Raw genomic sequence first — 24,775 nt, forward strand, 5'->3', positions numbered from 1 at the left:
CCGACCGGGCACCGGTGGGCCCTGGGGGCGGTCCCGGCGAGCCCGGCGGAGGCTCCTTGGAGCGGATGACGGGAATCGAACCCGCGTAGCCAGTTTGGAAGACTGGGGCTCTACCATTGAGCTACATCCGCGACGCGTCGGAAAACGCGAGTGCCATCGTGCCACAACCGCGTCCTCCGGCCCGAACCGGCGCCCGCGGGCGACCCCGTCCGGGGCGGACCGGTACGCCGTCGCTAGCGGCGGTGCACGAGCAGCAGCGCGCGGTCGTCGTCGCGCGAGCCGACCTTCGCCGCGAGCCGGTCGGCGAGCCCCTCGAACGACGGTCGGAACAGGTGCTCGGCCACCCCGAGCATCTCGTCGATGCCGAGCTCGATGTCGCGCCGCGGCTCCTCGACCATGCCGTCGGTGTAGAGCAGCAGCACGTCGCCGGGGCCGAGCCGGCCGCGCAGCGGCTCGTAGGCGACGTCCTCGAGCAGTCCGAGCACCGGCCCCTCGGTCCGCAGCACCTGCCACCGGCCGGAGCCGGCGAACCGCTGCACCGGGGGCGGGTGGCCGGCGGTGCGCAGCTCGTAGTCGCCGGTGCGCAGGTCGAGGGAGAGGTGGGCGGCCGTGGCGAAGCCCTCCTCCCAGTCGCGCTGGAGCAGGTAGTCGTTGGCGGCCGGGAGGAACCGGTCGGGAGGCAGCGCGCCGATCAGGCCGCCCATGGCGCCGGAGAGCTGGAGCGCCCGGGTGCCGGCGGCCTCGCCCTTGCCCGACACGTCGACCAGCGCGACCTCGAGCCGGTCCACCTGCCGCCGCCGGGTCGCCACCAGGAAGTCGCCGGCGAACGGCGAGCCGCCGGCCGACGACAGCGCCGACTCCACCAGCCACGACGGGGGCAGGTCCGGGATCACGCCCTGGGCGAGGATCCGGTCGCGGAGGTCGACCAGCATCGACTCGCCGCGGTTGATCCCCACGCCGAGCGGCACCCGGCGGGCGTTGATCATGATCGACACGACGCACAGCAGGACGAGCACGACGAGCGCGATCACCGACCGCGCCCCGTCGGCCGGTCGCACCGTCTGGGCGACGACGATCATCAGGATCAGGAACGCCAGCAGCGACACCAGCATCCGCGGGCCGAGGAGGAACGCCCCGATCACCAGCGGGACGCTGAGAGCGGTGAACGGCACGTAGTCGGGCGCGACCCGCACGCCGACGACCACACCGACCGCCAGCAGCGCGAGGCCGGTGACGATCCGCTGCTCCCGCCCGAAGGCGCGGGCCAGCCTGCGCCAGGCCCTCATCGCGCCGCCCTCATCGCGCCGCCCTCATCGTTCCGCCCTCATCGGCCGGCTCGCGAGCGGAAGGCGGGCTGGCAGCGGGTGCACCAGAAGAGGTTGCGCCCGCCTAGCACCGCGGTGCGGACGGCGCGTCCGCAGACCAGGCAGGGCTGGCCGTGGCGGCGGTAGACGTAGACCTCTCCCCCGTGGTCGTCCTCCCGGGGCGGGCGCCCCATCGCCTCGGGGGTGTGCTCGGGACGGACGGTGTCGATCCGTCCCTTCCGCACGCCGTCGGCCATGAGCTCCACCAGGTCCTCCCACATCGCCCGCCACTGTCCCACGCGGAGGGTGCGGCCGGGGCGAAGTGGATCGATCCGGTGCCGGAAGAGCACCTCGGCCCGGTAGACGTTGCCGACGCCGGCCAGGACGGTCTGGTCCATCAGCAGGCCACCTATCGGCGCACTGCTGCGGCTGATCCGTCGCCAGGCCCGGTCGGGCTCGGCGTCGGCCCGCAGCGGGTCGGGCCCGATCCGGGCCACCACGGCGTCGCGCTCGGCCCGGGTCACCAGGGCGCAGGTCGTGGCGCCGCGCAGGTCGGCGTACGCCGTGCCGTCGCCGCGCACGAGCCGCATCCGCACCTGCCCCACGGGGTCCGGCACCGCCGCGACCGGGGCGTGGACGTCGAACGTGCCGTAGAGGCCGAGGTGGACGTGGACGAACCGCTCGCCGAAGCGGATGAACACGTGCTTGCCCCAGGCCTCGGCGTCCTCCAGCACCGCCCCGTCGAGCAGCGCGGCCGCCTCGGCGAACCGTCCCTGGGGGCTGGTGACCCGGACCGGCCGGCCCCCGAAGACCTCCGTGACCTGGTGCGCGAGGCGGTGGAGGGTGTGCCCCTCAGGCATCGCCCGGCTCGGGAGCGGACGGTCGCGCCGACGGGGGCAGCGGCGGGAGCTCGCCGCTGGCCTCGTAGGACGACATCTGCGCGATCCGGCGCACGTGCCGCTCGTCCCCCGGGAACGGCGTGGTGAGGAACACCTCGACCAGCCGGGTCATCTCGTCGAGGGGGGTGCATCCGGCCGCCCACGGCGACGACCCAGGCGTCGTTGTGCTCCCCGCGCGAGGGTGGCGGTCTCCTCCGACCAGGCGAGGGCGGCGCGGACGCCCTTCACCTTGTTGGCCGCGATCTGCTCGCCGTTGCCGGAGCCGCCGATGACGACGCCGAGGCTGTCGAGGCCGGCCGCCCGGTCGGCGGCGACCCCTCGGCCGCCCGGAGGCAGAAGACGGGGTAGTCGTCGACGGCGTCGTAGACGAAGGGGCCGTGGTCGACGGGCTCGTACCCGTGCTCCTCGAGCCACCCGATCAGGTGGTCCTTGAGCTCGAGCCCGGCATGGTCGCAACCGAGGTGCACGCGCATGGCGCACATCTTCTCATCAGCCGGTCGCGGTCAGACCCGGTGGAGGCGACGGGCGGCCTCGGCGACCGACCCGCTCATCGAGGGGTAGACCGTGAACGCCTGCGCGAGCTGGTCGGCGGTCAGCGACTCGGCGACGGCGAGGGAGACGGGGTGGATCAGCTCGCTGGCCCGGGGCGCGACGACCACGCCGCCGACCACGATGCCCGTGCCGGGTCGGCAGAACAGCTTCACGAACCCGTCCTGGACCCCCTGCATCTTCGCCCGCGGGTTGCCGCGCAGCTGGAGCATCACGGTCTCGGCCTGGATCTCGCCGGCGTCGACCGCCCGCTGCGACCAGCCGACGGTGGCGATCTCGGGGGCGGTGAACACGTTGGACGACACCCGCTTGAGGTCGAGCGGCGCGACGGCGTCGCCCAGGAAGTGCCACATCGCGATCCGGCCCTGCATCGCCGCGACCGAGGCGAGCATGAGCACGCCGGTGCAGTCGCCGGCGGCGTAGACCCCGCGGGCGGACGTGCGGGAGACCCGGTCGACCTTCACGAACCCGCCGTCGTCGGTCACCACGCCGGCCTCCTCGAGCCCGAGCCCGCTGGTGTTGGGCACCGAGCCGAGCGCGAGGATGCAGTGCGATCCCTCGACCACGCGCCCGTCGGAGAGCGTGACGGTCACCCGGTCGCCGTCGCGGGTGACCGACGCCATCCGCGACTGCGACAGCACGGTCATCCCGCGCCGCTTGAGGACGTCCTCGAGCACCTGTGCGGCCTCGGCGTCCTCGCCCGGCAGCACCCGGTCGCGGGAGGAGACGAGGGTGACCGGGATGCCGAGGGCGAGGTAGGCGCTGGCGAACTCGGCGCCGGTCACGCCCGACCCGACGACCACCAGCTCGGTCGGCACCTCGGTCAGGTCGTAGACCTGCTCCCAGGTGAGGATCCGCTCGCCGTCGGGCCGGGCCGACGGCAGCGTCCGCGGCGACGCACCGGTGGCCACCAGCACGGCGTCGGCGGCGAGCACCTCGTCGGTGCCGTCGGCCGCCGTGGCGACGACCCGGCCCGGTCCGTCGAGCCGGCCCCGCGCCTGCACGACCCGCACGCCCTCCCCGCTCGAGCCGCCGGGCGATGTCGGCGCTCTGCTCGGCCGCGAGCCGCTTCACCCGCCCGTTCACGCGGCTCAGGTCCACCCGGATGCCGGTCGCCTGGTCGCCCTCGGCGTCGTGGAACACCACGCCGAGCTCGGGGGCGTCGGCCATGTCGGTCATCAGCTCGGCGGTGGCGATCAGCGTCTTGCTCGGCACGCAGTCGGTGAGCACCGCGGAGCCGCCGATGCCGTCGGAGTCGACGACGGTGACCTCCGCCCCGAGCTGGGCCGCGACCAGGGCCGACTCGTAGCCGCCGGGGCCGCCGCCGACGATGACGACGCGTTCCATGAGAGGCCTCTCAGACATGGTCGGGCTGGACGGGCTGGACGGGCTGTCGGGCTGGTGAGGGTGGGTCAGAGGTTGATCATGTGGCCGGCGATGCCCTCGACGGCTTCCTTCATCGCCTCGGACAGCGTCGGGTGGGCGAAGATGTTGCGGGCGACCTCGTCGGCGGTGAGGTCCCACTTCTGGGCCAGGGTCAGCGCCGGCAGCAGCTCGGTCACCTCGGGGCCGATCATGTGGGCGCCGACGATCTCGTTGTGCTCGGCGTCGGCCACGATCTTGACGAACCCGACGCCCTCGGCCATGCCGCGCGCCTTGCCGTTGGCCGAGAACGGGAACGACGCGGTCTTGACGTCGTAGCCCTTCTCCTTGGCCTGCGTCTCGCTGTAGCCGAACGACGCGATCTGCGGCTGGCAGAACGTCGCCCGCGGGATCATGTCGAAGTCGATCTCGACCGTCTCGGCGCCGGCGATCGTCTCGGCGGCGACGACACCCATCGCCTCGGCGGTGTGCGCGAGCATCAGCTTGCCGGTGCAGTCGCCGATGGCGTAGACGCCGTCGACGTTGGTGCGCCCACGCGCGTCGACCGCGATCGCGCCGCGATCGGTGAGCTCGACGCCGGTCGACTCCAGGCCGTAGCCCTCCACCCGCGGGGCGAAGCCGAAGGCCGCGAGGAACTTGTCGGCCTCGAGCACCTCCTCCTCGCCGCCGCCGGCCGGCGCGACCGTCACCCGCACGCCGGACCCGGTGTCCTCGACGCCCTTCACGGCGGTGGAGGTCAGCACCTTCACGCCGAGCTTCTTGTACTGGCGGAGCAGCTCCTTGGACACGTCGGCGTCCTCGGTGGGCACCATCCGGTCGAGGAACTCGACGATGGTGACGTCGACGCCGAAGTTCTTGAGGATGTAGGCGAACTCGACGCCGATCGCGCCGGAGCCGCCGATGATGATCGAGCCGGGCAGCTGGTCGGTGAGGATCTGCTCCTCGTAGGTGACCACGTTGTCGCTCAGCGTGACGCCCGGGACCAGCCGCACTGTCGCGCCGGTCGCGATGATCAGGTTGTCGCAGGTGTACGACGACGTCTGGCCGTCCCGCTCGACGTCGACCGTCTTCGGCCCGGTCAGCGTCCCCCCACCCGTCGATCTCGGTGATCTTGTTCTTCTTCATCAGGTAGTGGACGCCCTTGGCGCTGGCCTCGGCCACGCCGCGGCTGCGCTTGTGGGTGGTGCCGAAGTCCATCGTCGCGTCGCCGCTGATCCCGAAGGTGTCCTTCTCCTTCGTGATGATGTGGGCGATCTCGGCGTTGCGCAGCAGCGCCTTCGACGGGATGCAGCCGACGTTGAGGCACACCCCGCCCCAGTACTGCTTCTCCACCACCGCGACGGACTTGCCGAGCTGGGCGGCGCGGATGGCGGCGACGTACCCACCGGGACCGGCGCCGAGGACGAGGACATCGAAGTGCGTGGTCACGTCCTCAGCCTAGTGGTCGCCCCCGCGGGCCCGGCGGGTGAGCCCCGGCGACCGTGACCGGACGCACTAGCCTGACGCCGTGACGTCGTACGCCGCCTACGGGACCAACCTGGACCCCGCCCGGATGAACGCGCGGTGCCCGCACTCGCCGCTGCAGACGACGGGGTGGCTGACCGGCTGGCGGCTCACGTTCGGCGGCGAGGAGCACGGCTGGGACGGCGCGCTCGCGACGATCGTGGAGGACCCGATCGAGCAGGTCTTCGTCGCGGTCTACGACGTGAGCCCGCTCGACGAGGCGGTGCTCGACGAGTGGGAGTCGGCGGACTCGGGTCTCTACCGCAAGACGAAGGTCCGGGTGGCGACGCTCACCGGCGAGGTCGTGGCGTGGACGTACGTCCTCGACGCCTACGAGGGCGGCCTGCCGTCGGCGTCCTACCTCGGCGTGCTCGCCGACGCAGCGGAGGCCGCCGACGCACCCGTCGACTACGTGGCCGCCCTGCGTCGGCGTCCGTGCCGCTCGATCGGTCTGTGACCCGGCTCGGCGGCCGTCACCCGTCGCCCTGGGCCAGCTCGGCGACGTGCTGCCACTCCTCCCAGGTGGCCAGCCGCGACTCGTAGTCGGCCCTGGCCACACCGAGCGGCGCGGAGCCGAGGAAGACCCGCAGGGGCGGCCGCTCGGCGTCGACGACCGCGAGCACGGCGCGGGCCGACGCCCGCGGGTCGCCGGGGCCCACGGTGCGGCGGGCCCGTCGCTGCCGGGCCTCCTCGCGCACGCCGTCGTACGCCGGCAGCGGCGTCGCGTGCCGCGCGGAGGCGCCGCTCCAGTCGGTGGCGAACCCGCCGGGCTCGACGAGGGTGACGTGGATGCCGTGCCCCGCGACCTCCTGGGCGAGCGCCTGGGAGAAGCCCTCGAGCGCCCACTTCGACGCGTGGTAGGCCCCGAGGTTGGCGTAGGCGGTGATCCCGCCGACGGAGGAGACCTGCAGCAGGTGGCCGGAGCGCTGCTCGCGCAGCAGGGGCAGCGCGGCCTGGGTCACCCAGAACGCACCGAGGACGTTGGTCTCGAGCTGGGCCCGGAGCTCCTCCTCGGTGAGCTCCTCGACCATGCCGAACTGCCCGTAGCCGGCGTTGTTCACGACGACGTCGAGCCGGCCGAGGCGGCGGTGTGCCTCCTGCACGGTCGCGAAGCAGGCGGTCCGGTCGGTGACGTCGAGCCGGAGCGGGAGCAGGGCGTCGCCGAACCGCTCCGCGAGGTCGGCGAGGGAGCCGGTGTCGCGAGCCGTGGCGGCGACCCGGTCGCCGCGCTCGAGGGCGGCGACGGTCCACTCCCGGCCGAAGCCGCGGGACGCGCCGGTGATGAACCAGGTCTTGGCAGTCATGGCCGGGACCCTAGGGCCTGCCCTCCGAGCAGGGCAGCCGACCTGCTGCCGCCGTAGCCTCGCGGCACCGGCACTCGTTGGCCGGTGAGCCGCACCGAACCCAGGAGCTGATCGTGCGCCTCACCCCCAGGCTGGCCCTCGCCGGCGCCGTCGCCTGCGCGGCGACCGCCGCGCTCACCGTCCCCACGCCGGCCGCTCCGGCCTCTCCCGCCGCACCCGCTGCGGTCGCGGCGGCGGCTCCGGCGGCCCCGACCCCCGCGACGCGGGCGGCGGTGGCCCGGCGCGGGCTGCGTGACGTGATGTGGGTGGGCAACAACTGGGACGGCACCGCCAGCGTCGTCGACGCCCGCACGTTCAAGGTCCTCAAGCGCGGTGTGGACCTGATCCCCGACAAGCAGCAGGAGCTCGCCGACATCGCGCGGAACCCGCTCGCGCTCGCGATGTACCTCGCGATCAAGGTCGGGCCGGGCGAGGGCCACGACCAGTACGTCGACGACATGTTCACCACGCTCGACGGGCGGTACCTCGCCGTCTCCCGGCCGAGCTTCGCCGACGTCGTGTGGATCGACGTCCGTCGCGCCACCCTCGGCCGCCCGGGCGCGATCGTGCGCGAGCAGCAGATGGACGGCTACCGGACCGACCACATGGGGCTCTCGCGCGACGGCCGCCGCCTGCTGGTCTCCGACTCCACCTCACGGCAGGTGATCGAGTACTCCATGGTCGACGAGCGGCTCGCCGACGGCACCCGGGTGCGGATGGGTGACCGGCTCCGGACCTTCGAGTCCGGCGAGACGCCGCACGAGAGCAACTTCTCCCGCGACGGCCGCCGGATCTACCACGCCTCCATCGGGCGGGTCTACACCCCCGGCGACGGCACCGAGGCGCTCGACGCGCTGCTCGACCCGATCTCCGACCTGGTCAAGGGCGACCGGTGGTTCCAGGTCGTGCGCGACCGCGACTTCAGGGTGATCCGCCGCTGGGAGATCGGGCACGAGCTCGCGGAGGCCGGCTACCCGCACATGAGCAGCGCGGTGCGGCCGATGGCGGTGACGCCGAACGAGCGGTTCATCTACTTCCAGGTGTCGTTCTTCCACGGGTTCGTCGAGTTCGACACCCGGGCGCCCGACCTCAACGGCCGGGTCGACTACACCCTCGGGCAGCGGCAGAAGGTCGAGGAGCCGCGGGTCGGCGCGGTGACCCGGCTGGTCCGGCTGCCCAAGCACACCCGGCTGCCGCGCGACCTCTACGTCAACGACTCCGCGCACCACGGCCTGTCGATCGACCGCCGCGGCCGGACGCTCTGCGTCGCCGGGACGATGGACGACTACGCCGCGCTCGTCGACCGCCGCACCGGCAGGCGCACGCTGTTCAACGAGAAGACGACCGGCCGCTACTACGGCAAGCCGTACTGGACGACCGAGGGACTCGGCGACACCTGCTGGGTCTCCCTCAGCGACGCCGACGCGCTCGCGGTGCTCGACACGAGGACCGGGAAGCAGCTGGCCTACCGCAAGGTCGGCAACCACCCGCAGCGGGTCCGTCACGGCTACGTGCGCAAGAGCCTCGTCCGGCAGTGGTGATCTAGGCTCACGCTTCGTGAGCGACTCCCCCACGCCGTACGACCTGGCCGACCAGGCCGCCGCCCGCCTCGCCGAGCTGACCGGGGTCGCCCGGCACGACGTCGCGCTCGTCCTGGGCTCGGGGTGGCTGCCGGCCGTCGACGCGCTCGGCGAGGCGACCGCCGAGATCGCGGTGACCGACCTGCCGGGGTTCAGCGCCGCGGCGGTCGCCGGCCACAGCGGCCGGATCCGCTCGATCCGGGCGGAGGGTGCCGACGGCGAGCGACGGCTGCTGGTCTTCCTCAGCCGCACCCACTTCTACGAGGGCCACGGCGTCGAGAAGGTCGTCCACGGCATCCGCACCGCAGCCGCCGCCGGCTGCCGGGCGGTCGTGCTGACCAACGGGTGCGGCGGGCTCAGGACACCTGGCGGCCCGGCCAGCCGGTGCTGATCAGCGACCACATCAACCTGACCGGGCGCTCCCCCATCGTGGGCGCCAACTTCGTCGACCTCACCGACCTCTACTCCAGCCGGCTGCGCGCCCTGTGCAAGGAGGTCGACCCGACCCTCGGCGAGGGGGGTCTACGTGCAGTTCCCCGGTCCCCACTACGAGACGCCCGCGGAGATCGGGATGGTGCGCGCGATCGGTGGTCACCTCGTGGGGATGAGCACCACGCTCGAGGCGATCGCGGCCCGCGAGGCCGGCATGGAGGTGCTCGGCATCAGCCTGGTCACCAACCTCGCCGCCGGCATCACCGGCGAGCCCCTCGACCACGCCGAGGTGCTCGAGGCGGGCCGGGCCGCGGCGTCGCGCATGGGCGGGTTGCTGAGCCAGGTCGTGCCGCGGATCTGACCGCGGTCTGCTCATCTAGGCTCGCTCCGTGCCCCGGATCGCCGCCGACTCGCTGCGCAAGCACCGCGCGCACGTGCACCGCAAGGTGTTCGACGCGTTCGTGGAGCTGATGGGCGAGCGCAGCTACGACGCGATCACGATGGCCGGGCTGGCCGAGCGCGCGGGCCTCGGCCGCACCGCGATCTACCACCACTTCCGCGACAAGGAGGCGGTGCTGGTCGCGTTCGCGACGCACACCACCACGGCGTACGTCGCCGAGCTGCGCGAGGCGCTCGCCGGCCGTGACGACCCGGCCGCGGAGCTGCGGACCTACGTCCGGCACCAGCTCGAGGCGGGCGAGCGGTTCCACATCGGGCTCGGCCCCGCCTTGTCCGGTTCGCTGTCCGACACCGCGCGCCGTGAGATCCGGCAGCACGTCGTGGCGGTCGAGACCGTGCTGCGCGACATCCTCGGCCGGGGCCGCGCCCAGGGCGCGTTCACCTACGACGACCTCGACGCCACCGTGTCCCTCCTCCACGCGTGCCTGAGCCCCCGGCACCTCCCCGCCCGCAGCGATCGAGTCGTTCGTGCTGCGGGCGGTCGGCGCCGGGGGCCCGGCTCAGTGACGCGGACGGGGCGTCAGCGGGTCACGCGGACGGTGCGCTTGACCTGCACGGCCTTGTAGACCGGGTTCTTCGCGGTGCGCATGGTCAGCTTCCACTTGCCCTTGGGGGTCTTGGGCAGCACGACGGCGGCCTTGCCGTTGCGGAGACGCGGGCTCCACGTCTTCCGCTTGGCGCCCTTGGCCCAGACGACCGTGACCTTGCCGAACGGCTTCACGTGGGCGCCGGAGAGGGCGATCGTCACCTTGCCCTTGCGCTTGGGGGTCGGCTTCTTCACCTTGACCGCGGCCTTCGCCTTCAGCGGGAACCCGAGCGCCTTCCAGCCGATCCGCACCGGCGTCTCGGTGCTGGTGTCCGCGCTCCACGAGGTGTGGCCGGGCCACACGTAGACCGCGTACTTCTTGCGCGGGTCGAGCTTCGCGCGCGGGACGTCGAGCGTCGTGGTGAACGAGCCGTCGGTGATCTGGTGCTGCATCACCCAGTCGACCGCGGTGAAGTAGGCGATGCCCTCGGCCTGGCCGAGGCCCGGCGGCACGCCGCCGGCGGGAGCGATCCCGACGTAGCCGCCGTTGCCACCGGGCAGCACGTCCTCGGTGAAGCCGGAGCCGGTGACGGAGACGGTGACGCCCGACTTGTTCGCCTTGGTGACGGCGGCCTCGACCTCGCCGGGCGCCAGGGGGCGCGGTCGCCGTGAACGCCGACGGGGCCTTGGCGTCCGGACCCGGTGCTGAAGTAGAAGTGCGCCCGGAGCGACCCCGGGAGCGCGGCGAGCAGGTCGGTGCTCCACGCCTTGCCGTCGACGGGCTGCCCGGCCGGGATGCCGAGCTCCACGGACTCCGGGCCCTCCGGGAGGACGGCCGCCCAGGCGGGGGTCGCGGTCAGCGTCCCGACTCCCTCGGCGACGGCCCAGTCGGCCGCGTCCGCCTCGAAGGTCGTGAGGACCACGCGGGTCGGCGTCGTGGCGTTCGGCCCGACCGACGTGGAGACCAGCGCGGAGATCTCGCCGGCGCCGGACGCGTCGACCGACACCGCGGGGTCGGCGATCGTCATCGTGTAGACCGGCGTGCCGTCCGGGACGCAGGCGCCCCTCTCGCCGGGCGCGAACCCGCCCTCGACCGACCCGGCGTACTGGATCTCGGTCACGCCGGTCTGGGCGTCGAACGTGCCCTCACCCTCCGGGAAGGTGACGACGCCACCCTCGCTCTCGGTCGCCCCGTCGTCGAACGTCTGCACGCACAGGTGGTTCTGGAACTGCTGCGAGACCTGCCACTGCAGGGCGACGGGTGCCGGTGCGGCGCTCGCCGGCGCGGCCGGGAGCATCGTCAGACCGGCGCCGCCGACGCCGACGGCGACGGCCGCTGCCAGCGCCCGGCGCAGCGGGCTGGGGACAGAGGAGGACATGCGGATCTGCCTTTCTGTGGAGGGGTCCGAGACGGTGGTCAGGACGATCGGGAGGAGCGTGCGGAGCGCGGCGGCGCGAGGACGAGCGTCGCCGCCGCGAGCAGCAGCAGGCCGCCGCCGGCCCACCAGGGCCAGCGGAGGGGGTCGTCGGGGGCGTCCGGCGTCGCGGTCGCAGCCGCCGCGGAGGTCAGCCGCAGCTGGGTGGCCGGCTGGTTCGGCATGGCCGGCGGGGCGAGCGAGGCCGGCTGCTCCGCGTCGGGCGGAGCGACGGCGACCGGCCCCGGCGGCGGCGCGGCCGGCGGGGGCTCGGCCGCGGGCGGCGGGGGGCGCGCTGTTGTCGACCGTGGGCTCGGAGGTCGGCGGGTCGGTCGGGGAGGGGACCACCTCACCGTCGCCCGCGAGCGCCACGGTCAGGGGCAGCGCGACCTTGTTGGGGTCGGCGGCGCCGCCGCTGGAGTACCAGAACGAGCCGGTCCCCAGCCGCTCCATGTAGGTCACGAACGTCTGCGGGAACGCTCCCCAGTCCGGGCCGGTGCGCACCTGGGTGCCCTCGGCCAGCTCGACCCGGACGCCCCGGTAGGCGGGCGTGGCGGTGAAGCCGTCGGGGTCGGCGAGGTCGACCTTCCGCAGCACGGCGACGGTCACCTCGGCGTCGGGCAGCGGCTCCCACGCGGTGGGATCCTCCCGCGACGAGCCGAAGCCGCCGACCGTGGCGGTCACCACCCCGCTGCCGCCCGCCACCTCGAGCACCGGGTCGGCGAGGTAGAAGAACGACTGGCCCGAGTAGTAGAGGACGGTGACGTCGCCCTCCCACGCGATCCGGGCGGTGCCCGCCTCCCGGTCGAGGGTGCCGACGCCGCCGGAGAACACCACCTGGTGGTTGCTGAACGTGGTGCCGATCCGCAGCGGCTTGCCCGTGCTGTCCCGGGCGCGACCGGCCCAGGTCGCGGGCCGCCACCGCTTGCTGCGGGCGTCCCACTTCTCGATCGCGACGTCGCCCGCCGCGCGGCGCCAGTCGCGCCGCTTGATCTCCTGGCCGCCGCGACCGGGGTCGCGCAGCCGCCCGGCGGAGAAGAAGTTGAAGGTGCCCGGGTCGTAGGCCGCGGTGTTGGACTCGTTGTTGATCCCCCAGCGGAGCACGGCGCCCTCGACGGCATCGGCGGCATCGGCGGGGTCCGTGGGGTCCGTGGTCGTCGGCTCGTCGGTCGGATCCGTCGTCGGGTCGCCGGTGTCGTCCGGGTCGTCGGGGTCGTCCGGGTCGTCGGGATCGTCCGGGTCGTCGGGGTCCGTGGTCGGCGACGCCGGCGGGGGGCACCTCGCCGTCGGCGTACGCCGCGGGGAGCCCGGCCGGGAACGACGAGACCGTCAGCAGCGCCGCGGCGACCAGCGCCACCACGCCCGCGACGGCCAGCAGCACGCCGGCGGTCCGGCGAGCCTCAGCCACGCGCCCGCCTCCCCCGTGCGAGGAGCAGGAGCCGCAGCAGGGCCGCGAGGAGCACCACGCCGGCTGCGACGAAGAACCCGACGCCTGCGGCGTCGGCGGTGCCGGACTCGTCGTCGGCGGACACGCCGGCGGCCGGCGCGGGCGCGGCCGTCGGCGTCGCCACGTCGTCGGCCGGCGCCACGGCGAAGCGCACGACCGGCGTCCGCTTCGGCAGGTCGAGCCCGAACAGCCGCAGCTCGTGGGTGCCGGGCGGGAGGTCCTCGGGGAGGGTGATCACGCCGGTCATCCGCCCGTCGTCGCCGACCAGGAACGGCCCGGCCGCCGCGAGCCCGTCGTCGAGCACGGCCGAGACCTGGCTCCGGGGCCGCAGCCCCTGGACCGCGAACGGCAGCACGCGGCCCGCGGTCGCCGACGCCCGGTCGACCGTGAACCGCACCGGACCGAGCCGAGCCGGGAGCTCGACACCGGGGTCGGCCGTCTCCGGCGCCTCGACGGTGCCGTCCGGGAGCTCGGTCGCCGTCCCGTCGTCGGCCGGCGGGTCCGCGAGCTCCTCGACGCGGACCGGCGTGAAGCTCTCGTTGTTGGCGTTGACCACGCCGTGGGCGCCGATGGTGATGATCCCGCAGGTGACCTGCCGGCAGTCGACGGTCTCGACGGCGCCGTTGCGGCCGATCGCCTGGAACCGGGCACCGGGCACGGTGATCGTCGCCGACCAGCTGCCGTCGCCGGACATCACGGACTGCGCCGAGCCGGCGGTGTCGGAGCCGGGGAACGCGACGTAGCGCTGGTAGCCGCGGTTGTCGCGCGCCTCGCTGTCGGGCAGGTAGCGGTAGTCCACGCCGGAGGAGCCGCCCTGGCTGGGCCGCCACGACCCGCTGACGGTGCCGAAGAAGACGTAGACGCCGCCGCGGCCGCCGCGCACCACCTGGAACCCCGACCCGCTCACGCGCAGCTCGGTGGCGTAGGTCGGGTCGATCGCGGGAGCACCGTCGGCGTTCGTGATGGTGACCCGGCCCTGGGCGTGGGCGGCGGGCACCGGCCCGACGACGAGCCCCGCCGCGGCCGCGAGCACGGCGGTGGCGAGGAGCAGCCTCAGGGGACGCACGGCACCTCCTGGCGGACCGGCACCACGACCGGCGTGCCGTGGTGGTCGATCACGTGCACGGGGTGCTCGTAGACCTCGGTGAGCAGGTCGGCGACCAGCACGTCGCGCGGTGCGCCGTCGGCGCGGACCCGGCCGTGGTGGAGCACGCAGACCCGGTCGGCGTAGGCCGCGGCGAGGGAGAGGTCGTGGAGCACCACGACCACCGCGGCACCGCCCCGGGCCACCTCGCGGGCGGTGGCGAGCACCGACTCCTGGTGCCGGATGTCGAGGGCCGCGGTCGGCTCGTCGAGCAGGAGCACCGGGGTCTCCTGGGCGAGCGCGCGGGCGAACGCGGTGCGGGCCTGTTCGCCGCCGGACAGGGGTCGGGAACAGGCGCTCGGCGAAGCCGGTGACGTCGGCGCGGAGCATGGCGTCGGCGACGACGGCCTCGTCGTCGGCCGCGCGGTCGGTGCGGTGCCACGGGGAGCGACCCATCCGCACCACGTCGTCGACCCGGAACCCGAACGCGAGCCGCTGCTGCTGCGCCAGCACCGCCCGCTCCCGGGCCAGCGCCCGGGCGGCGTACGACGCCACCGCGCGGCCGTCGAGCTCGACCGCGCCGTCCGCGGGGGCGATGTCGCCGGCCAGCACCCCGAGCAGCGTCGACTTGCCGGCGCCGTTGGGGCCGACGAGCGCGACCAGCTCGCCCCTCGCCGACGGCGAGGTCGACCCCGTCGAGGACCGGGCGGCCGCCGAGCACGACCGTCACGCCGCGTGCCTCGAGCCGGCTCATGCCCAGCCCCCGGCCGTGCGGCGCGAGCGCCGGATCAGCCAGAAGAAGAACGGCCCGCCCACGATCGAGGTGAGCATGCCGATCGGCAGGTCGGCGTTGACGACCGCCGTGCGCGCCCAGACGTCGGCCCAGACGAGCAGCGCGGCGCCGCCGAGCGCGCTGACCGGGATCAGCATCCGGTGTCCCCGGGCCGGCCGCCATCCGCACCAGGTGCGGGACGACCAGCCCGACGAACGCGATGATGCCGCAGAAGCTGACGGCGGCCGCGGTCAGCACCGCGACCACCACGATCGCGACCAGGCGCAGCCGCTCGACGTCGACGCCGACGTGGCGGGCGGCCCGGTCGCCGAGCGCCAGCAGGTCGAGCGGGCGGCTGAGGGCGAGGGCGACGCCGAGGCCGACGACGACCAGCGGCAGGACGACGGCGACCTCGGCCCACCGCGAGCCGTTGAGGCTGCCGAGCGTCCAGAACACGATCTCCTCGCGCGCCTGCTGGTCGCCGAGGAACATCAGGAACGCCAGCCCGGCGCTGGTCATCGCGTTGAGCGCGATGCCGGTCAGCACCAGGGTGACGACCTCGGTGCGGCCGCCGTCGCGCGAGAGCAGGTAGACCAGCAGGGTCGTGGCGAGACCGCCGAGGAACGCCGCGGCGGCGATCGTCCAGGTGCCGAGCACGACGACGTCGAAGACGACCACGGCGCCGGCGGCGACCGCGGCGCCGGAGGAGACCCCGACGACGGCCGGCTCGGCGAGCGGGTTGCCGAACACGCCCTGCATCACCGCACCCGCGGTCGCGAGCGCGGCCCCGACCAGGGCGGCGAGCACCACGCGGGGGAAGCGCACGTCCCACAGGGTGTCCTCGCCGCGCGGGTGGCTCGGCAGCGGACCGATGTCGAGGCCGATCCGGTGCAGCAGCGAGCCGACCACCTCGTCTGGGGCGATGTCCATCTGGCCGTGGCCGGCCCCGACGACCATCGCGACCACCAGGGCCGCGGTGATGCCGCCGACCAGGCCGACCCGGCGGCCGCCGCGGCCGCGCGGCGCGCGGCCGGTCCTGGCGGTCGGTGCGGCGGTGGGCGGCGCGACGGTCACGAGACCGCCTCCGGGGCGTAGACCGCGACGGCGAGCGCCTCCAGCACGGCGGCCGTCTCCGGCCCGAACCCGAGGATCTGGCTGTCGGCCATGTGGACGAAGCGCTCGTTCTCGCCCGCCGGCGTGTTGGCCAGGGCGGGCAGCCGCTCGAGCAGCCCGTCGACGCCGCCGGCGGACTCGAGCCCGCCGCTCATCATCAGCACCAGGTCGGGCTGCGCGGCGACGAGTGCCTCGTCGGTGATCGGCCGCATGCCGTTCCAGCCGATCTCCTCCGCGACGTCGTAGAGGCCGAGCGCGTCGATCAGCGAGTCGGCGCCGGACTCCTCGCCGAACAGGTAGTAGATGCCGGACTGCCCGCGCACGTAGAGGAACAGCGTGCGCAGCTGCCCGCTCAGGTCGTCGGGAGCGACGTCGGCGATCCGGTCGACGGCCGCGTCCAGCTCGCGCTGGGTGCGCTTGGCCAGCCGCTCCCCCTCGTCGGGGACGCCGAGGGCGGTCGCGATCTCGCGGGTGAGGTCGCCGACCCGGTCGAGGCCCCGCTCGGACTCGACGACCACCACGGGGATGCCCGCGTCGCGCATCTGCAGCACCACGTCCCACGGCCCGAGCGAGGTGTCGGTGACGATCACCGACGGGTCGGCCTCGAGGATCGCCTCGGCGGCGAGGTCGTGCCCGTCGTGGGTGACGAGCGGCAGGTCGCGCGCCTCCTCGAACTGGGTGGAGACGTCGCGCCCGACGACGTTGTCGCCGAGACCGAGCTCGAACACGGTGCGCGCCAGCGTGCCGTAGACGTCGAGGGCGAGGATCCGGCTGACGTCGGAGACGGTCACCTCGGTGCCCTGGGCGTCGGTGACGGTGACCGGGAGCTCGGGCTCCGGCCGGTCGGTGACCGGGTCGACGGCCTGGTCGGCGGCCACGGCCTGGACGTCGCCGCTCCACGCCCGCGGGTCCGCGAGCGGCGTCACCTCCGCCAGCGACGGGGCGACGACGCCGGCGTCCGCGCCGCCGTGCGGATCGTCGGACGAGGCGACGTCGATGCCGCAGGCGGCGACGAGGAGTGCGGGCAGCAGGCCGGCGACGGCACCGCGATGACGCATGGGCTGTCCTTCACTGAGGTCCACCGAGTCCACGGGGCCACGAGGGTCCGCGAGGGAGCGAGAGCGTTCGGCCCCGAGACCGAGCGAGGTGAGGCTACCATTATCTAGGGCAGCCTCACCTATCGCTTGACAGGATGTCAGCATCTTCCTGACAATGTGTCAACAAGTTCTCGGGCCGCCAGCCCTCGCGGGCCGACCTCAGGAGGAACCCCAGGTGACCGCAGTCGTTCCCGAAGCCGGCCTGCAGCCGTCGCTGTCCACCGCCATGCGCGAGGGCTCGCGCGCCGAGCACGAGGCAGCCGAGAGCTCGGTGTTCATGGCCGAGCTGCTCGACGGGCGGCTCAACCGGACGGCGTACGCCGACCTGCTGCTGCGGCTGCGCCGGGTCTACGCCGCCCTCGAGGAGACCGTCCGGGCGCAGGCCGGCGACCCCCTCGTCGCCGCCGTCCACGACCCGGCGCTCGAGCGTCTCGCCGCGATCGACGAGGACCTGCGGCACTGGGCGCCGGACCGGTCGGCCGACGCCGTCGACTCCCCCGCCGCGACGGCGTACGTCGAGCGCGTGCGCGGCGCCGCGTGGGGCGGTGCCCTGGTGGCCCACCACTACACCCGCTACCTCGGCGACCTGTCCGGCGGCCAGGCGATCGGCCGGGTGCTCGAGCGCACCTTCGACCTCCCCGCCGGTGTCGGCGTGGGGTTCTACGCGTTCCCGGCGATCCCGAAGCCCAAGCCCCTACAAGGACGGCTACCGGGCACGGCTCGACGCCCTCGGCCTCTCGGCCGAGGACGTCGAGCGGGTGGTCGCCGAGGTGAAGGTCGCGTTCCGCCTCAACCAGGCGCTCTTCGCCGAGCTGGGCGAACGGATCGACGACTACCGGGCGGCCTGACCGACCCCGGTCACGCGGCCCGGTTCATCGTCCGCACCCCGACCCAGAGGCCGAGGGCGCCGACCAGCACCGAGGCGGCCAGGCCGGCGCCGACGGTGTCGACCGGGAACGAGCCGGCGAAGAGGGCGCGCTCGGCGTCGACGACGTACTTGAGCGGGTTGGCGTCGGCGGCGGCCTCGAGCCAGCCCGGAGCGCCGTCGAGCGGCAGCAGCACGCCGGCCAGCAGCAGCAGCGGGAAGATCGCGGTCTGCTGCACGGTCCAGAACACCCACGACTGGTCCTTCGCGGCGACCGCCAGCGCCAGGCTGAGCGCACCGAGGCCGACGCTGAACGGGACCAGGACCACGATCCCCGCGAGCACACCGGCGGGGTGCAGCTCGAAGCTGAACGGCGTCACGACGGCGACGATGATCAGCGTCTGCAGCACCAGGGGCACCAGCTCGCGCAGCGCCTTGCCGACCAGCAGCGACGAGCGCCGCACCGGCGAGACGAGCAGGCGCTCGAACGACCCGCTGATGATCTCCTCGCTGAGGTTGGCGCCGGTGAACGACGCGCTCATCAGCGCCGTCATCGACACGATGCCGGGCACGAACCACTGCAGCGCCGAGCCGGCGCCCGTGTCGGGCAGGAGCGGGGCGAACAGCCCGAGGAAGACCAGCGGCTGCACCATCGCGAAGAGCACCGACGCCGGCTGCCGCAGCACCGGCTGCAGCTCGCGGACGAAGACGTTGCGGATGTCGGCGAGCACGCCGACCGGTCGTGACGGCACCGGCTCGCGGCGCGACGGCGCGGCCGCGGCGGGCGCTCCGGCCTGGATCTGAATGGTCATGCTGCCTCTCCTCGGGTCTCGGTGGCGCCGTCCTCGGCGCCGGTCTCGTGGTGGTCGGCGGACTCGCGCAGGCTGCGTCCGGTCAGGTCGAGGAAGACGTCGTCGAGCGTCGGCCCGACGACCTCGATCCGGGTCACCGGCGTGCCGGCGGCCGCGAGCTCGGCGACCAGGGCCGGCGCCGCCTCCCGGCCGTACGGCGCCCGCACGGCCACCCGGTCGTCGGTCACGACGACCTGGGCGCCGGGGATCCGGTCGGCCCGCTGCGCGGCGGCGTGTGCGGCCTCGGGGCTCGCCAGCTCGAGCGACACCAGGTCGCCGAGCGCCGACTTGAGCCCGGTCGCGGTGTCGTCGGCGATCACCCGGCCGTGGTCGATGACCACCACCCGGCCGGCGAGCGCGTCGGCCTCCTCCAGGTAGTGGGTGGTCAGCACGATCGTCGTGCCGAGCTCCTGGTTGAGCCGGCGCACCTGCTCCTGGAGGTTGACCCGGTTCTGCGGGTCGAGGCCGGTCGACGGCTCGTCGAGGAACAGGATCCGGGGCTCCTGCACCAGGCCGATCGCCACGTCGAGCCGCCGCCGCTGTCCGCCGGAGAGCTGCGAGACGGGACGGTCGGCGTGCTCGGCGAGGTCGAACGCCTCGAGCAGCTGCTCGGTGCGGGCCCGGGCGTCGCGACGCGACAGCCCGTGGGCCCGGGCCTGGCACATGAGCTCGTCGCGGCCGCGGTACTGGTGGCCGGCGGCGTTGCCCTGGCCGACGTACCCGATCGCCCGGCGCACCGCGGCGCGCTCCGCGACCACGTCGTGGCCGGCGACCTCGGCGGTGCCGGCGGTCGGCGCGATCAGCGTCGTCAGCATCCGCAGGGTCGTCGACTTCCCGGCGCCGTTGGGGCCGAGGAACGCCACCAGCTCACCGGCGGCGACCTCCAGGTCGAGGCCGCGCACGGCCTCGACCGTCTGCTTGTTGCGCGTGTAGTGGCGGGTGAGCCCGGTCGTCCGGATCACCGGGCCACCCCTTCGTCCATCTCGGTTCGTGTCCATGCCCACCAGGCTAGGAACCAAAGCGGTCAGTTCTTGACCGCATTCAGAACTAATCTGGACGACATGAGCACGAGCGCGCGGGATGCTCCGCCTGTTGTCCCTCCTCCAGACGCACCGGTTCTGGCCCGGCGCCGAGCTGGCCGACCGGCTCGAGGTCAGCCCGCGCACGCTGCGCCGCGACGTCGACCGGCTCCGCGAGCTGGGGTACGACGTCGACGCGCTGCGCGGGGCCGCCGGCGGCTACCAGCTGCGGGCCGGCAGCGCGCTCCCGCCGCTGCTGCTCGAGGACGAGGAGGCGGTGGCGATCGCGGTCGGGCTGCGCTCCGCGGCGGGTGGCAGCGTCGCGGGCCTGGAGGAGACGTCGGTGCAGGCGCTGACGAAGGTGGTCGCGCTGATGCCGCCCCGGCTCCGGCGCCGGATGGACGCGCTCGCCAGCCAGACCGAGGGCCTGCCGTGGAGCGGCGGGCCGGTGCTCGACGCGGCGGTGCTGACCACGCTCGCCCAGGCCTGCCGGGACGACGAGGCGGTCACCTTCGACTACACCGCCGCGGACGGTACGCCGACCAGGCGGCGGGTGGAGCCGCACCGGCTGGTCACCCTCGGCAGCCGGTGGTACCTCGTCGCCTACGACCGCGACCGGCAGGACTGGCGCTCCTTCCGCGTCGACCGGGTCGCCGGCACCCCGGAGCTCACCGGCCAGCGGTTCCGCCCACGGGCGCTCCCGGGGGGCGACGCGGTCGCCTACGTCCAGGCGGGGCTGCGGTCGCGGCCGCAGCGCCACCTGGTGCGGGTCCGGCTGGCGGCGCCCGCGGAGCAGATCGAGCGGATCATGGGCCGGTGGGGCACGGTCGAGCCGGACGGGCCGGAGGCGTGCACGATGACGATGAACACCGACACCCTGGACTGGCCGGTCCTCGTCCTGGCGCACGCAGACTGCGACTTCGAGGTCGAGGAGCCGGCCGAGCTGACCGCGCTGCTGGCGCGGCTCGGCCGCCGGGTCGCCAGCGGCGTCGGCTGAGCCGGCTACCGCTGGTCGCCGAGCACGGCAGCGGCGGCCGCCGCGCGGGACCGCACGCCGAGCTTGACCCGCGCGTTGGCGACGTGCCGGTGGACGGTGTGCGGGCTGATCACGAGCCGCTGGCCGATCTCCGCGTCGGTCAGCCCCTCGGCGACCAGCCGCAGCACCTGCCGCTCCCGGTCGGTGAGCGCGTCCCGGCCGGGGGCCGCCGGGGTGCGCGGTACCAGGTGGCCGAGCCCGCGCAGGGGTCGCGTCCGCCACCGAGCGCGCGTTGCCGCGCCACGGGAAGTGGTCCTCCCCCTCGAGCGCGACGAACGTGGCGCTCGGGACCCGGCGGGCCACGTCGACGCCGAGCGCGAACGGCACCGCGCGGTCGTCGCGGCGGTGCAGGACCGTGGTGGGCGTCCGCACGGCGGCCAGCTGCTCCCGGGCGTCGACCCGGTACGCCGCGGCGAGCGCCGCCCGGGCCTGGTCGCGGGTCGCGGACCGGCGCTGGAACGCGGCGAACTCCTCACGCTCGGCACTCGACGCCCCGGGCACGAACACGTCGGCCAGCAGCCGGGAGCCCAGCCCCCAGTGGCCGCCGATGGTGTCGAGCATCGCGTCGCGGGCCGCAGCCGGCGCGATCTCGGAGCCGACGGCGAAGGCGCCGTAGAGGACGAGGTGGCTCACGCGGCGCGGGTGGCGGGCCGCGAACGCCGCTGCGACGGCCGCGCCCGACGACGCGCCGACGACGTCGACCCGGTCGAGGCCGAGCGCCTCCACCAGCCCCGCGAGCACGTCGGTCGCCTCCCCCAGGCCCTCCGGTGGCCGGCCGTCCGGCGACGAGGCGCCCCGGCCCGGTTCGTCGTAGCGGATCACCCGGTGCCGCTCGGCCAGGAGCGAGAGGTAGGACCGGAACGCCGGGTCCTCCCAGTTGAGGCCGAGGTGGCTGCACCACCAGCCGCCGACCACCAGCGGCGGCCCTTCGCCGACCTCCGCGTAGGCGACGTCCTGGCCGAGCACGTCGACGTGCCGCACGAGCTGGTCGGTCGCCTCGAGCATCGTCAGGACCCCTCTCAGGACACCAGGCGCGCCATCACCCGCACGAGCCGCTGGTGGCGCACGGCCACCCACACCGCCCGGGCCGAGGCGACGACGGAGCCGTCGTCAGCGATCATCGCAGAGAACGTGCGGGTGGAGCGGGTGCCGGCGCTGCCGGTCCAGCCCACCACCACCAGCCGCTCGCCGGGCAGGACCGGCCGCACCTGGTGCGCCTCGAGGTTGCCGAGCAGGCAGAACCGTCGCTCTGCCAGCGCCGCCGCCGGGTAGCTGGGGCAGTCGAGCGCCCCCCACACCGCTGCGGCCCGGACCTCGCCCCCGGCGGCCCAGCCCTCCCCCGGGTGGAAGGGAGCAGCGAGCACCGCGTCGTCCGTGGCGAGCGGGCCCGGCGTCACCCGCAGCCCGTCGTGGCGCCCGGGGCCGCAGACGACGCAGCCGGACAGCGGGTGCCGGACACCGCGGAGCGGGTGCCGGTCCCGCGCCACCTCCGCCTCGGCGTACGACGGCCGCACCGGCGGCTCGAGCACGAACGGGTCCACCGCCTCGACGGTGGCCAGCACCGTGCCGCGCCGGTCGCCGGCGCGCACCTCGGCGCGGCCGTCGCCGACGGCTGTGGCGAGGTCGGTGGCGAGCGGCACCTGGGCGCGCAGGGTCACCTTCGCCGTGCCGCCGACGAGCTGCGCGAAGGTCCCGCAGGCGAAGCCGCCGTTGGCCGCTCTCCTCGGGCCGTTCTCACGTGGGTCCAGCCGCAGCGGGCTGGTCGTCGAGCTGGTCATGGGACCAGCGAACCCGGTCCGCCGGGTCCACGCATCTCACGTTCCGGCCATCCCCAGATGGCCCGAACCGGCCATGCGGTCGGCGGCGGAGGGGCGCATGCTCGTCCCATGACGACGATGACGACCGGCACCTCCCGCGGCCAGCGGGTCTTCGCACGGTGGTACCCCCGGATGATGCAGCGCGTGGAGGACGCCGGCCAGGCGGACGTGCGGCGCGACCAGCTCGCCCAGGCCCGGGGCCGGACCCTCGAGATCGGGGCCGGCACCGGCTTCTCGGTGCCGTTCTACACCGGCCTGGTCGACGACCTGACGCTGCTGGAGCCCAACGCCGCGCTCCGCACGGCCCTCGAGGGGCGGGCCGGCGAGGCGGCGGCCCGCTCGACGACCGTCACCGACGGCGACGCTCACGCCCTCGCGTTCCCGGACGCGACGTTCGACACGGTGACCGCCTCGCTGGTCTTCTGCTCCCTGGCCGACCCGGCCCGGGCCCTCGCGGAGGTGCACCGGGTGCTGCGTCCCGGCGGCCGGTTCCTCTTCCACGAGCACGTGCGCGGGAGCGGGTTCCGCGGCGTGCTGCAGGACCTGGCCACGCCGCTCCAGCGGCGGCTGGCCGACGGCTGCCACGCCAACCGCGACTTCGTCGGGCTGCTCCTCGACTCACCGTTCGAGCTCGACGAGCTGGCCCACCTGCGGATGCCGACGGTGGTGCCGACGATCGTCCCGCTCGTGGTGGGCGCCGCCCGCCGGGTCTCCTGAGCCCGCCCCTGACCGACCTCGACCGACCCTTGACCTGGAGCGCACTCCAGGAGTGACACTGCAGGGGTGACCGTCGAGGGACTGCCCATCGCCGAGGCCGCCGCGCGGCTCGGCCTCACCACCGACACCCTGCGCTACTACGAGCGCGACGACCTGCTCCTCCGGCCGGTGCCGCGGGCGAGCAGCGGGCACCGCCGCTACGCGTCGACCGACCTGCGCTGGATCGAGCTGGTGACCTGCCTCCGGGCCACCGGCATGCCGATCCGCGACATCCGGCGCTACGCGGCGCTCGTCCGCGCGGGCGACGGCACCGAGCCCGAGCGGCTGCGGATGCTGCATGCCCACCGGGAGCTGGTGCTCCGCCAGCTGGCCGAGGTGACCGCCCACCTCGACGCGATCGACCACAAGATCGGCCTCTACGAGGACCGGTTGCAGCAGCTCGCCGGTGCGGCGGAGGTCCCTGCTTGACCTGGAGCGCGCTCCAAGGGGTTCTCTGGTGGGCATGACCGACTCGAACCCCACTCTCGGAACCACCGCCCCCATGACCGTGTCGCGGCTCGGCCTCGGCTGCATGGGCATGTCGGAGTTCTACGGCACCCCCGACGAGGCCGACGGCATCGCCACCATCCGGCGCGCGCTCGACCTCGGCGTGACCTTCCTCGACACCGCGGACATGTACGGCCCCTTCACCAACGAGCGACTGGTCGGCCGGGCGATCGCCGACCGCCGCGACGAGGTGCAGCTCGCGACCAAGTTCGGCAACGAGCGGCGGCCCGACGGCAGCTGGGTCGGCGTCAACGGCCGCCCCGACTACGTCCGGCGGGCCTGCGACGCGTCGCTCGAGCGGCTGGGCGTCGACCACATCGACCTCTACTACCAGCACCGCGTCGACCCGGGCGTGCCGATCGAGGAGACCGTCGGCGCGATGAAGGAGCTGGTCGAGGCCGGCAAGGTCCGCCACCTCGGGCTCTCCGAGGCGTCGGCCCGGACGATCCGGCGCGCCCACGCCGTGCACCCCGTGACCGCGCTGCAGACGGAGTACTCGCTCTTCACCCGGGACGTCGAGGACGAGGTGCTGCCGACCCTGCGCGAGCTCGGCATCGGCCTCGTGCCCTACTCCCCGCTCGGGCGGGGCCTGCTCACGGGCAGCATCTCCCCGGAGACCCTGGCCGACGGCGACAGCCGCGCGACGGGCTACTTCCCGCGCTTCCAGGGCGACAACCTGGCCGCCAACCTGCGGCTCGTCGACCGGGTCCGCGAGCTCGCCGAGCAGAAGGGCTGCACGCCGGGTCAGCTGGCGCTGGCCTGGGTGCTCGCGCAGGGCGGCGACGACCTCACCGTCGTGCCGATCCCGGGCACCAAGCGGGTGCGCTACCTCGAGGAGAACGTCGGCGCGCTCGACGTCACCCTCGGCGCCGACGACCTCACGGCGCTGGAGACGGCGGTGCCGCGGGGCGCGGTGGCCGGCGAGCGCTACCGCGACATGAGCACGATCGACGCCTGAGGCCACCCGGCCCGGGTCGGGACCCCGGCCGAAGGTCCCGGAACCGCGAGACCTTCGCCA

Annotated in this window: 21 protein-coding genes, 1 tRNA gene and 7 pseudogenes; 11 read left to right on the top strand and 18 right to left on the bottom strand. The window is 74.4% G+C overall.

The annotated features are described in order from the left end of the window. Positions 1-57: 57 nt before the first annotated feature. The 6 genes and pseudogenes from MF408_RS02960 to lpdA all read right to left on the bottom strand — a co-directional run bounded on the left by MF408_RS02960 (position 58) and on the right by lpdA (position 5,563). A tRNA-Gly gene (locus MF408_RS02960) sits at positions 58-131 on the bottom strand. 102 nt (positions 132-233) lie between these two features. Next, on the bottom strand, positions 234-1,286 hold the full coding sequence (locus MF408_RS02965; RefSeq protein WP_240250201.1) for a PP2C family protein-serine/threonine phosphatase: 1,053 nt from the start codon (positions 1,284-1,286) through the stop codon (positions 234-236). A gap of 38 nt (positions 1,287-1,324) precedes the next feature. Beyond that, the gene (locus tag MF408_RS02970; RefSeq protein ID WP_240250202.1) at positions 1,325-2,164 is read right to left on the bottom strand and encodes a DNA-formamidopyrimidine glycosylase family protein; all 840 of its coding nucleotides are present in this window, start codon (positions 2,162-2,164) and stop codon (positions 1,325-1,327) included. Beyond that, a pseudogene (locus MF408_RS02975) lies at positions 2,157-2,676 on the bottom strand (ribose-5-phosphate isomerase). The gene MF408_RS02970 and the pseudogene MF408_RS02975 overlap by 8 nt, the downstream one beginning before the upstream one ends. Positions 2,677-2,706: 30 nt before the next feature. Continuing rightward, positions 2,707-4,099, bottom strand: a pseudogene (locus MF408_RS02980) (NAD(P)H-quinone dehydrogenase). Positions 4,100-4,164: 65 nt separating this feature from the next. Then, a pseudogene (gene lpdA, locus MF408_RS02985) lies at positions 4,165-5,563 on the bottom strand (dihydrolipoyl dehydrogenase). Between the two features lie 79 nt (positions 5,564-5,642). Between lpdA and MF408_RS02990 the strand changes: the two are divergent. Further along, positions 5,643-6,095 (top strand): gamma-glutamylcyclotransferase family protein, encoded by a 453-nt coding sequence (locus MF408_RS02990; RefSeq protein WP_240250203.1) that lies wholly within the window; start codon positions 5,643-5,645, stop codon positions 6,093-6,095. Between the two features lie 16 nt (positions 6,096-6,111). Here the strand turns inward: MF408_RS02990 and MF408_RS02995 are convergent, their stop codons facing one another. Beyond that, the gene (locus MF408_RS02995) at positions 6,112-6,942 is read right to left on the bottom strand and encodes an SDR family oxidoreductase (RefSeq protein WP_240250204.1); all 831 of its coding nucleotides are present in this window, start codon (positions 6,940-6,942) and stop codon (positions 6,112-6,114) included. Positions 6,943-7,055: 113 nt separating this feature from the next. Here MF408_RS02995 and MF408_RS03000 point away from each other — a divergent pair, with 113 nt between their 5' ends. The 4 genes and pseudogenes from MF408_RS03000 (at position 7,056) to MF408_RS03010 (ending at position 10,018) form a co-directional block, all read left to right on the top strand. Next, positions 7,056-8,522, top strand: coding sequence for a serine/threonine protein kinase (locus MF408_RS03000; protein WP_240250205.1), 1,467 nt, complete (start codon positions 7,056-7,058; stop codon positions 8,520-8,522). Positions 8,523-8,538: 16 nt separating this feature from the next. After that, positions 8,539-8,952 carry a hypothetical protein gene (locus MF408_RS24805; protein WP_275693328.1) on the top strand — a complete coding sequence of 138 codons (414 nt, stop codon included), beginning with the start codon at positions 8,539-8,541 and terminating at the stop codon, positions 8,950-8,952. Between the two features lie 111 nt (positions 8,953-9,063). After that, positions 9,064-9,354 (top strand): annotated as a pseudogene (locus MF408_RS24810) (purine-nucleoside phosphorylase); the annotation flags it as partial. 28 nt (positions 9,355-9,382) lie between these two features. Next, positions 9,383-10,018, top strand: a complete 636-nt coding sequence (locus MF408_RS03010; protein WP_240250206.1) for a TetR/AcrR family transcriptional regulator — start codon at positions 9,383-9,385, stop codon at positions 10,016-10,018. Here MF408_RS03010 and MF408_RS03015 read toward each other — a convergent pair. The 7 genes and pseudogenes from MF408_RS03015 to MF408_RS03040 all read right to left on the bottom strand — a co-directional run bounded on the left by MF408_RS03015 (position 9,973) and on the right by MF408_RS03040 (position 16,867). Then, the gene (locus MF408_RS03015) at positions 9,973-10,491 is read right to left on the bottom strand and encodes a hypothetical protein (RefSeq protein WP_240250207.1); all 519 of its coding nucleotides are present in this window, start codon (positions 10,489-10,491) and stop codon (positions 9,973-9,975) included. The genes MF408_RS03010 and MF408_RS03015 overlap by 46 nt on opposite strands. Next, positions 10,431-12,497: an HtaA domain-containing protein gene (locus tag MF408_RS03020; protein ID WP_240250208.1), complete on the bottom strand. Its 2,067-nt coding sequence runs from the start codon at positions 12,495-12,497 to the stop codon at positions 10,431-10,433. The genes MF408_RS03015 and MF408_RS03020 overlap by 61 nt, the downstream gene beginning before the upstream one ends. 296 nt (positions 12,498-12,793) lie before the next feature. Next, complete coding sequence (locus tag MF408_RS03025) at positions 12,794-13,906, bottom strand: hypothetical protein (protein WP_240250209.1); 1,113 nt, start codon at positions 13,904-13,906, stop codon at positions 12,794-12,796. A gap of 432 nt (positions 13,907-14,338) precedes the next feature. After that, positions 14,339-14,536, bottom strand: a pseudogene (locus tag MF408_RS24815) (ABC transporter ATP-binding protein); the annotation flags it as partial. Between the two features lie 138 nt (positions 14,537-14,674). Continuing rightward, positions 14,675-14,854 carry an iron chelate uptake ABC transporter family permease subunit gene (locus tag MF408_RS24820; RefSeq protein WP_275693428.1) on the bottom strand — a complete coding sequence of 60 codons (180 nt, stop codon included), beginning with the start codon at positions 14,852-14,854 and terminating at the stop codon, positions 14,675-14,677. A gap of 70 nt (positions 14,855-14,924) precedes the next feature. Next, positions 14,925-15,653 (bottom strand): annotated as a pseudogene (locus MF408_RS03035) (iron chelate uptake ABC transporter family permease subunit); the annotation flags it as partial. Positions 15,654-15,766: 113 nt separating this feature from the next. After that, positions 15,767-16,867, bottom strand: a complete 1,101-nt coding sequence (locus MF408_RS03040; protein WP_240250211.1) for an ABC transporter substrate-binding protein — start codon at positions 16,865-16,867, stop codon at positions 15,767-15,769. A 265-nt stretch (positions 16,868-17,132) separates the two neighbouring features. Here MF408_RS03040 and MF408_RS03045 point away from each other — a divergent pair. Continuing rightward, positions 17,133-17,537: pseudogene (locus MF408_RS03045) on the top strand (biliverdin-producing heme oxygenase); the annotation flags it as partial. A gap of 13 nt (positions 17,538-17,550) precedes the next feature. After that, positions 17,551-17,754, top strand: a complete 204-nt coding sequence (locus MF408_RS03050) for a biliverdin-producing heme oxygenase (RefSeq protein WP_240250212.1) — start codon at positions 17,551-17,553, stop codon at positions 17,752-17,754. A 10-nt stretch (positions 17,755-17,764) separates the two neighbouring features. Here the strand turns inward: MF408_RS03050 and MF408_RS03055 are convergent, their stop codons facing one another. Both MF408_RS03055 and MF408_RS03060 read right to left on the bottom strand, forming a co-directional pair. Beyond that, positions 17,765-18,583 carry an ABC transporter permease gene (locus MF408_RS03055; RefSeq protein WP_240250213.1) on the bottom strand — a complete coding sequence of 273 codons (819 nt, stop codon included), beginning with the start codon at positions 18,581-18,583 and terminating at the stop codon, positions 17,765-17,767. Next, entirely contained in the window at positions 18,580-19,584 is a 1,005-nt protein-coding gene (locus MF408_RS03060) for an ATP-binding cassette domain-containing protein (RefSeq protein ID WP_240250214.1), read from the bottom strand. Before MF408_RS03060 ends, MF408_RS03055 begins: the two co-directional genes overlap by 4 nt. A gap of 118 nt (positions 19,585-19,702) precedes the next feature. Here MF408_RS03060 and MF408_RS03065 point away from each other — a divergent pair, with 118 nt between their 5' ends. Beyond that, positions 19,703-20,638 carry a YafY family protein gene (locus MF408_RS03065; protein ID WP_240250215.1) on the top strand — a complete coding sequence of 312 codons (936 nt, stop codon included), beginning with the start codon at positions 19,703-19,705 and terminating at the stop codon, positions 20,636-20,638. A gap of 5 nt (positions 20,639-20,643) precedes the next feature. Here MF408_RS03065 and MF408_RS24825 read toward each other — a convergent pair whose 3' ends face one another. Both MF408_RS24825 and MF408_RS03075 read right to left on the bottom strand, forming a co-directional pair. Continuing rightward, positions 20,644-21,162, bottom strand: coding sequence for a helix-turn-helix transcriptional regulator (locus MF408_RS24825; protein WP_345893834.1), 519 nt, complete (start codon positions 21,160-21,162; stop codon positions 20,644-20,646). 534 nt (positions 21,163-21,696) lie between these two features. Beyond that, positions 21,697-22,455: a hypothetical protein gene (locus tag MF408_RS03075; RefSeq protein WP_240250217.1), complete on the bottom strand. Its 759-nt coding sequence runs from the start codon at positions 22,453-22,455 to the stop codon at positions 21,697-21,699. Between the two features lie 108 nt (positions 22,456-22,563). Here MF408_RS03075 and MF408_RS03080 point away from each other — a divergent pair, with 108 nt between their 5' ends. From MF408_RS03080 to MF408_RS03090, 3 genes are all read left to right on the top strand, one after another. Beyond that, positions 22,564-23,211 carry a class I SAM-dependent methyltransferase gene (locus MF408_RS03080; RefSeq protein WP_240250218.1) on the top strand — a complete coding sequence of 216 codons (648 nt, stop codon included), beginning with the start codon at positions 22,564-22,566 and terminating at the stop codon, positions 23,209-23,211. Positions 23,212-23,277: 66 nt separating this feature from the next. Further along, positions 23,278-23,679, top strand: a complete 402-nt coding sequence (locus MF408_RS03085; RefSeq protein ID WP_240250220.1) for a MerR family transcriptional regulator — start codon at positions 23,278-23,280, stop codon at positions 23,677-23,679. 73 nt (positions 23,680-23,752) lie between these two features. After that, the gene (locus MF408_RS03090; protein WP_240250221.1) at positions 23,753-24,715 is read left to right on the top strand and encodes an aldo/keto reductase; all 963 of its coding nucleotides are present in this window, start codon (positions 23,753-23,755) and stop codon (positions 24,713-24,715) included. Positions 24,716-24,775 lie beyond the last annotated feature (60 nt).

The sequence above is a fragment of the Nocardioides sp. TF02-7 genome (genome assembly GCF_022437945.1).
In the GTDB taxonomy this organism is placed as follows: domain Bacteria; phylum Actinomycetota; class Actinomycetes; order Propionibacteriales; family Nocardioidaceae; genus Nocardioides.

Bases quoted from the DNA above. Each gene is read 5' to 3' on its own strand.
- MF408_RS02965 (WP_240250201.1), bottom strand. From the start codon at position 1,286: ATGAGGGCCTGGCGCAGGCTGGCCCGCGCCTTCGGGCGGGAGCAGCGG.
- MF408_RS02970 (WP_240250202.1), bottom strand. From the start codon at position 2,164: ATGCCTGAGGGGCACACCCTCCACCGCCTCGCGCACCAGGTCACGGAG.
- MF408_RS02995 (WP_240250204.1), bottom strand. From the start codon at position 6,942: ATGACTGCCAAGACCTGGTTCATCACCGGCGCGTCCCGCGGCTTCGGC.
- MF408_RS24820 (WP_275693428.1), bottom strand. From the start codon at position 14,854: ATGCTGATCCCGGTCAGCGCGCTCGGCGGCGCCGCGCTGCTCGTCTGG.
- MF408_RS03040 (WP_240250211.1), bottom strand. From the start codon at position 16,867: ATGCGTCATCGCGGTGCCGTCGCCGGCCTGCTGCCCGCACTCCTCGTC.
- MF408_RS03055 (WP_240250213.1), bottom strand. From the start codon at position 18,583: ATGACCATTCAGATCCAGGCCGGAGCGCCCGCCGCGGCCGCGCCGTCG.
- MF408_RS03065 (WP_240250215.1), top strand. From the start codon at position 19,703: ATGCTCCGCCTGTTGTCCCTCCTCCAGACGCACCGGTTCTGGCCCGGC.
- MF408_RS03075 (WP_240250217.1), bottom strand. From the start codon at position 22,455: ATGACCAGCTCGACGACCAGCCCGCTGCGGCTGGACCCACGTGAGAAC.
- MF408_RS03080 (WP_240250218.1), top strand. From the start codon at position 22,564: ATGACGACGATGACGACCGGCACCTCCCGCGGCCAGCGGGTCTTCGCA.
- MF408_RS03090 (WP_240250221.1), top strand. From the start codon at position 23,753: ATGACCGTGTCGCGGCTCGGCCTCGGCTGCATGGGCATGTCGGAGTTC.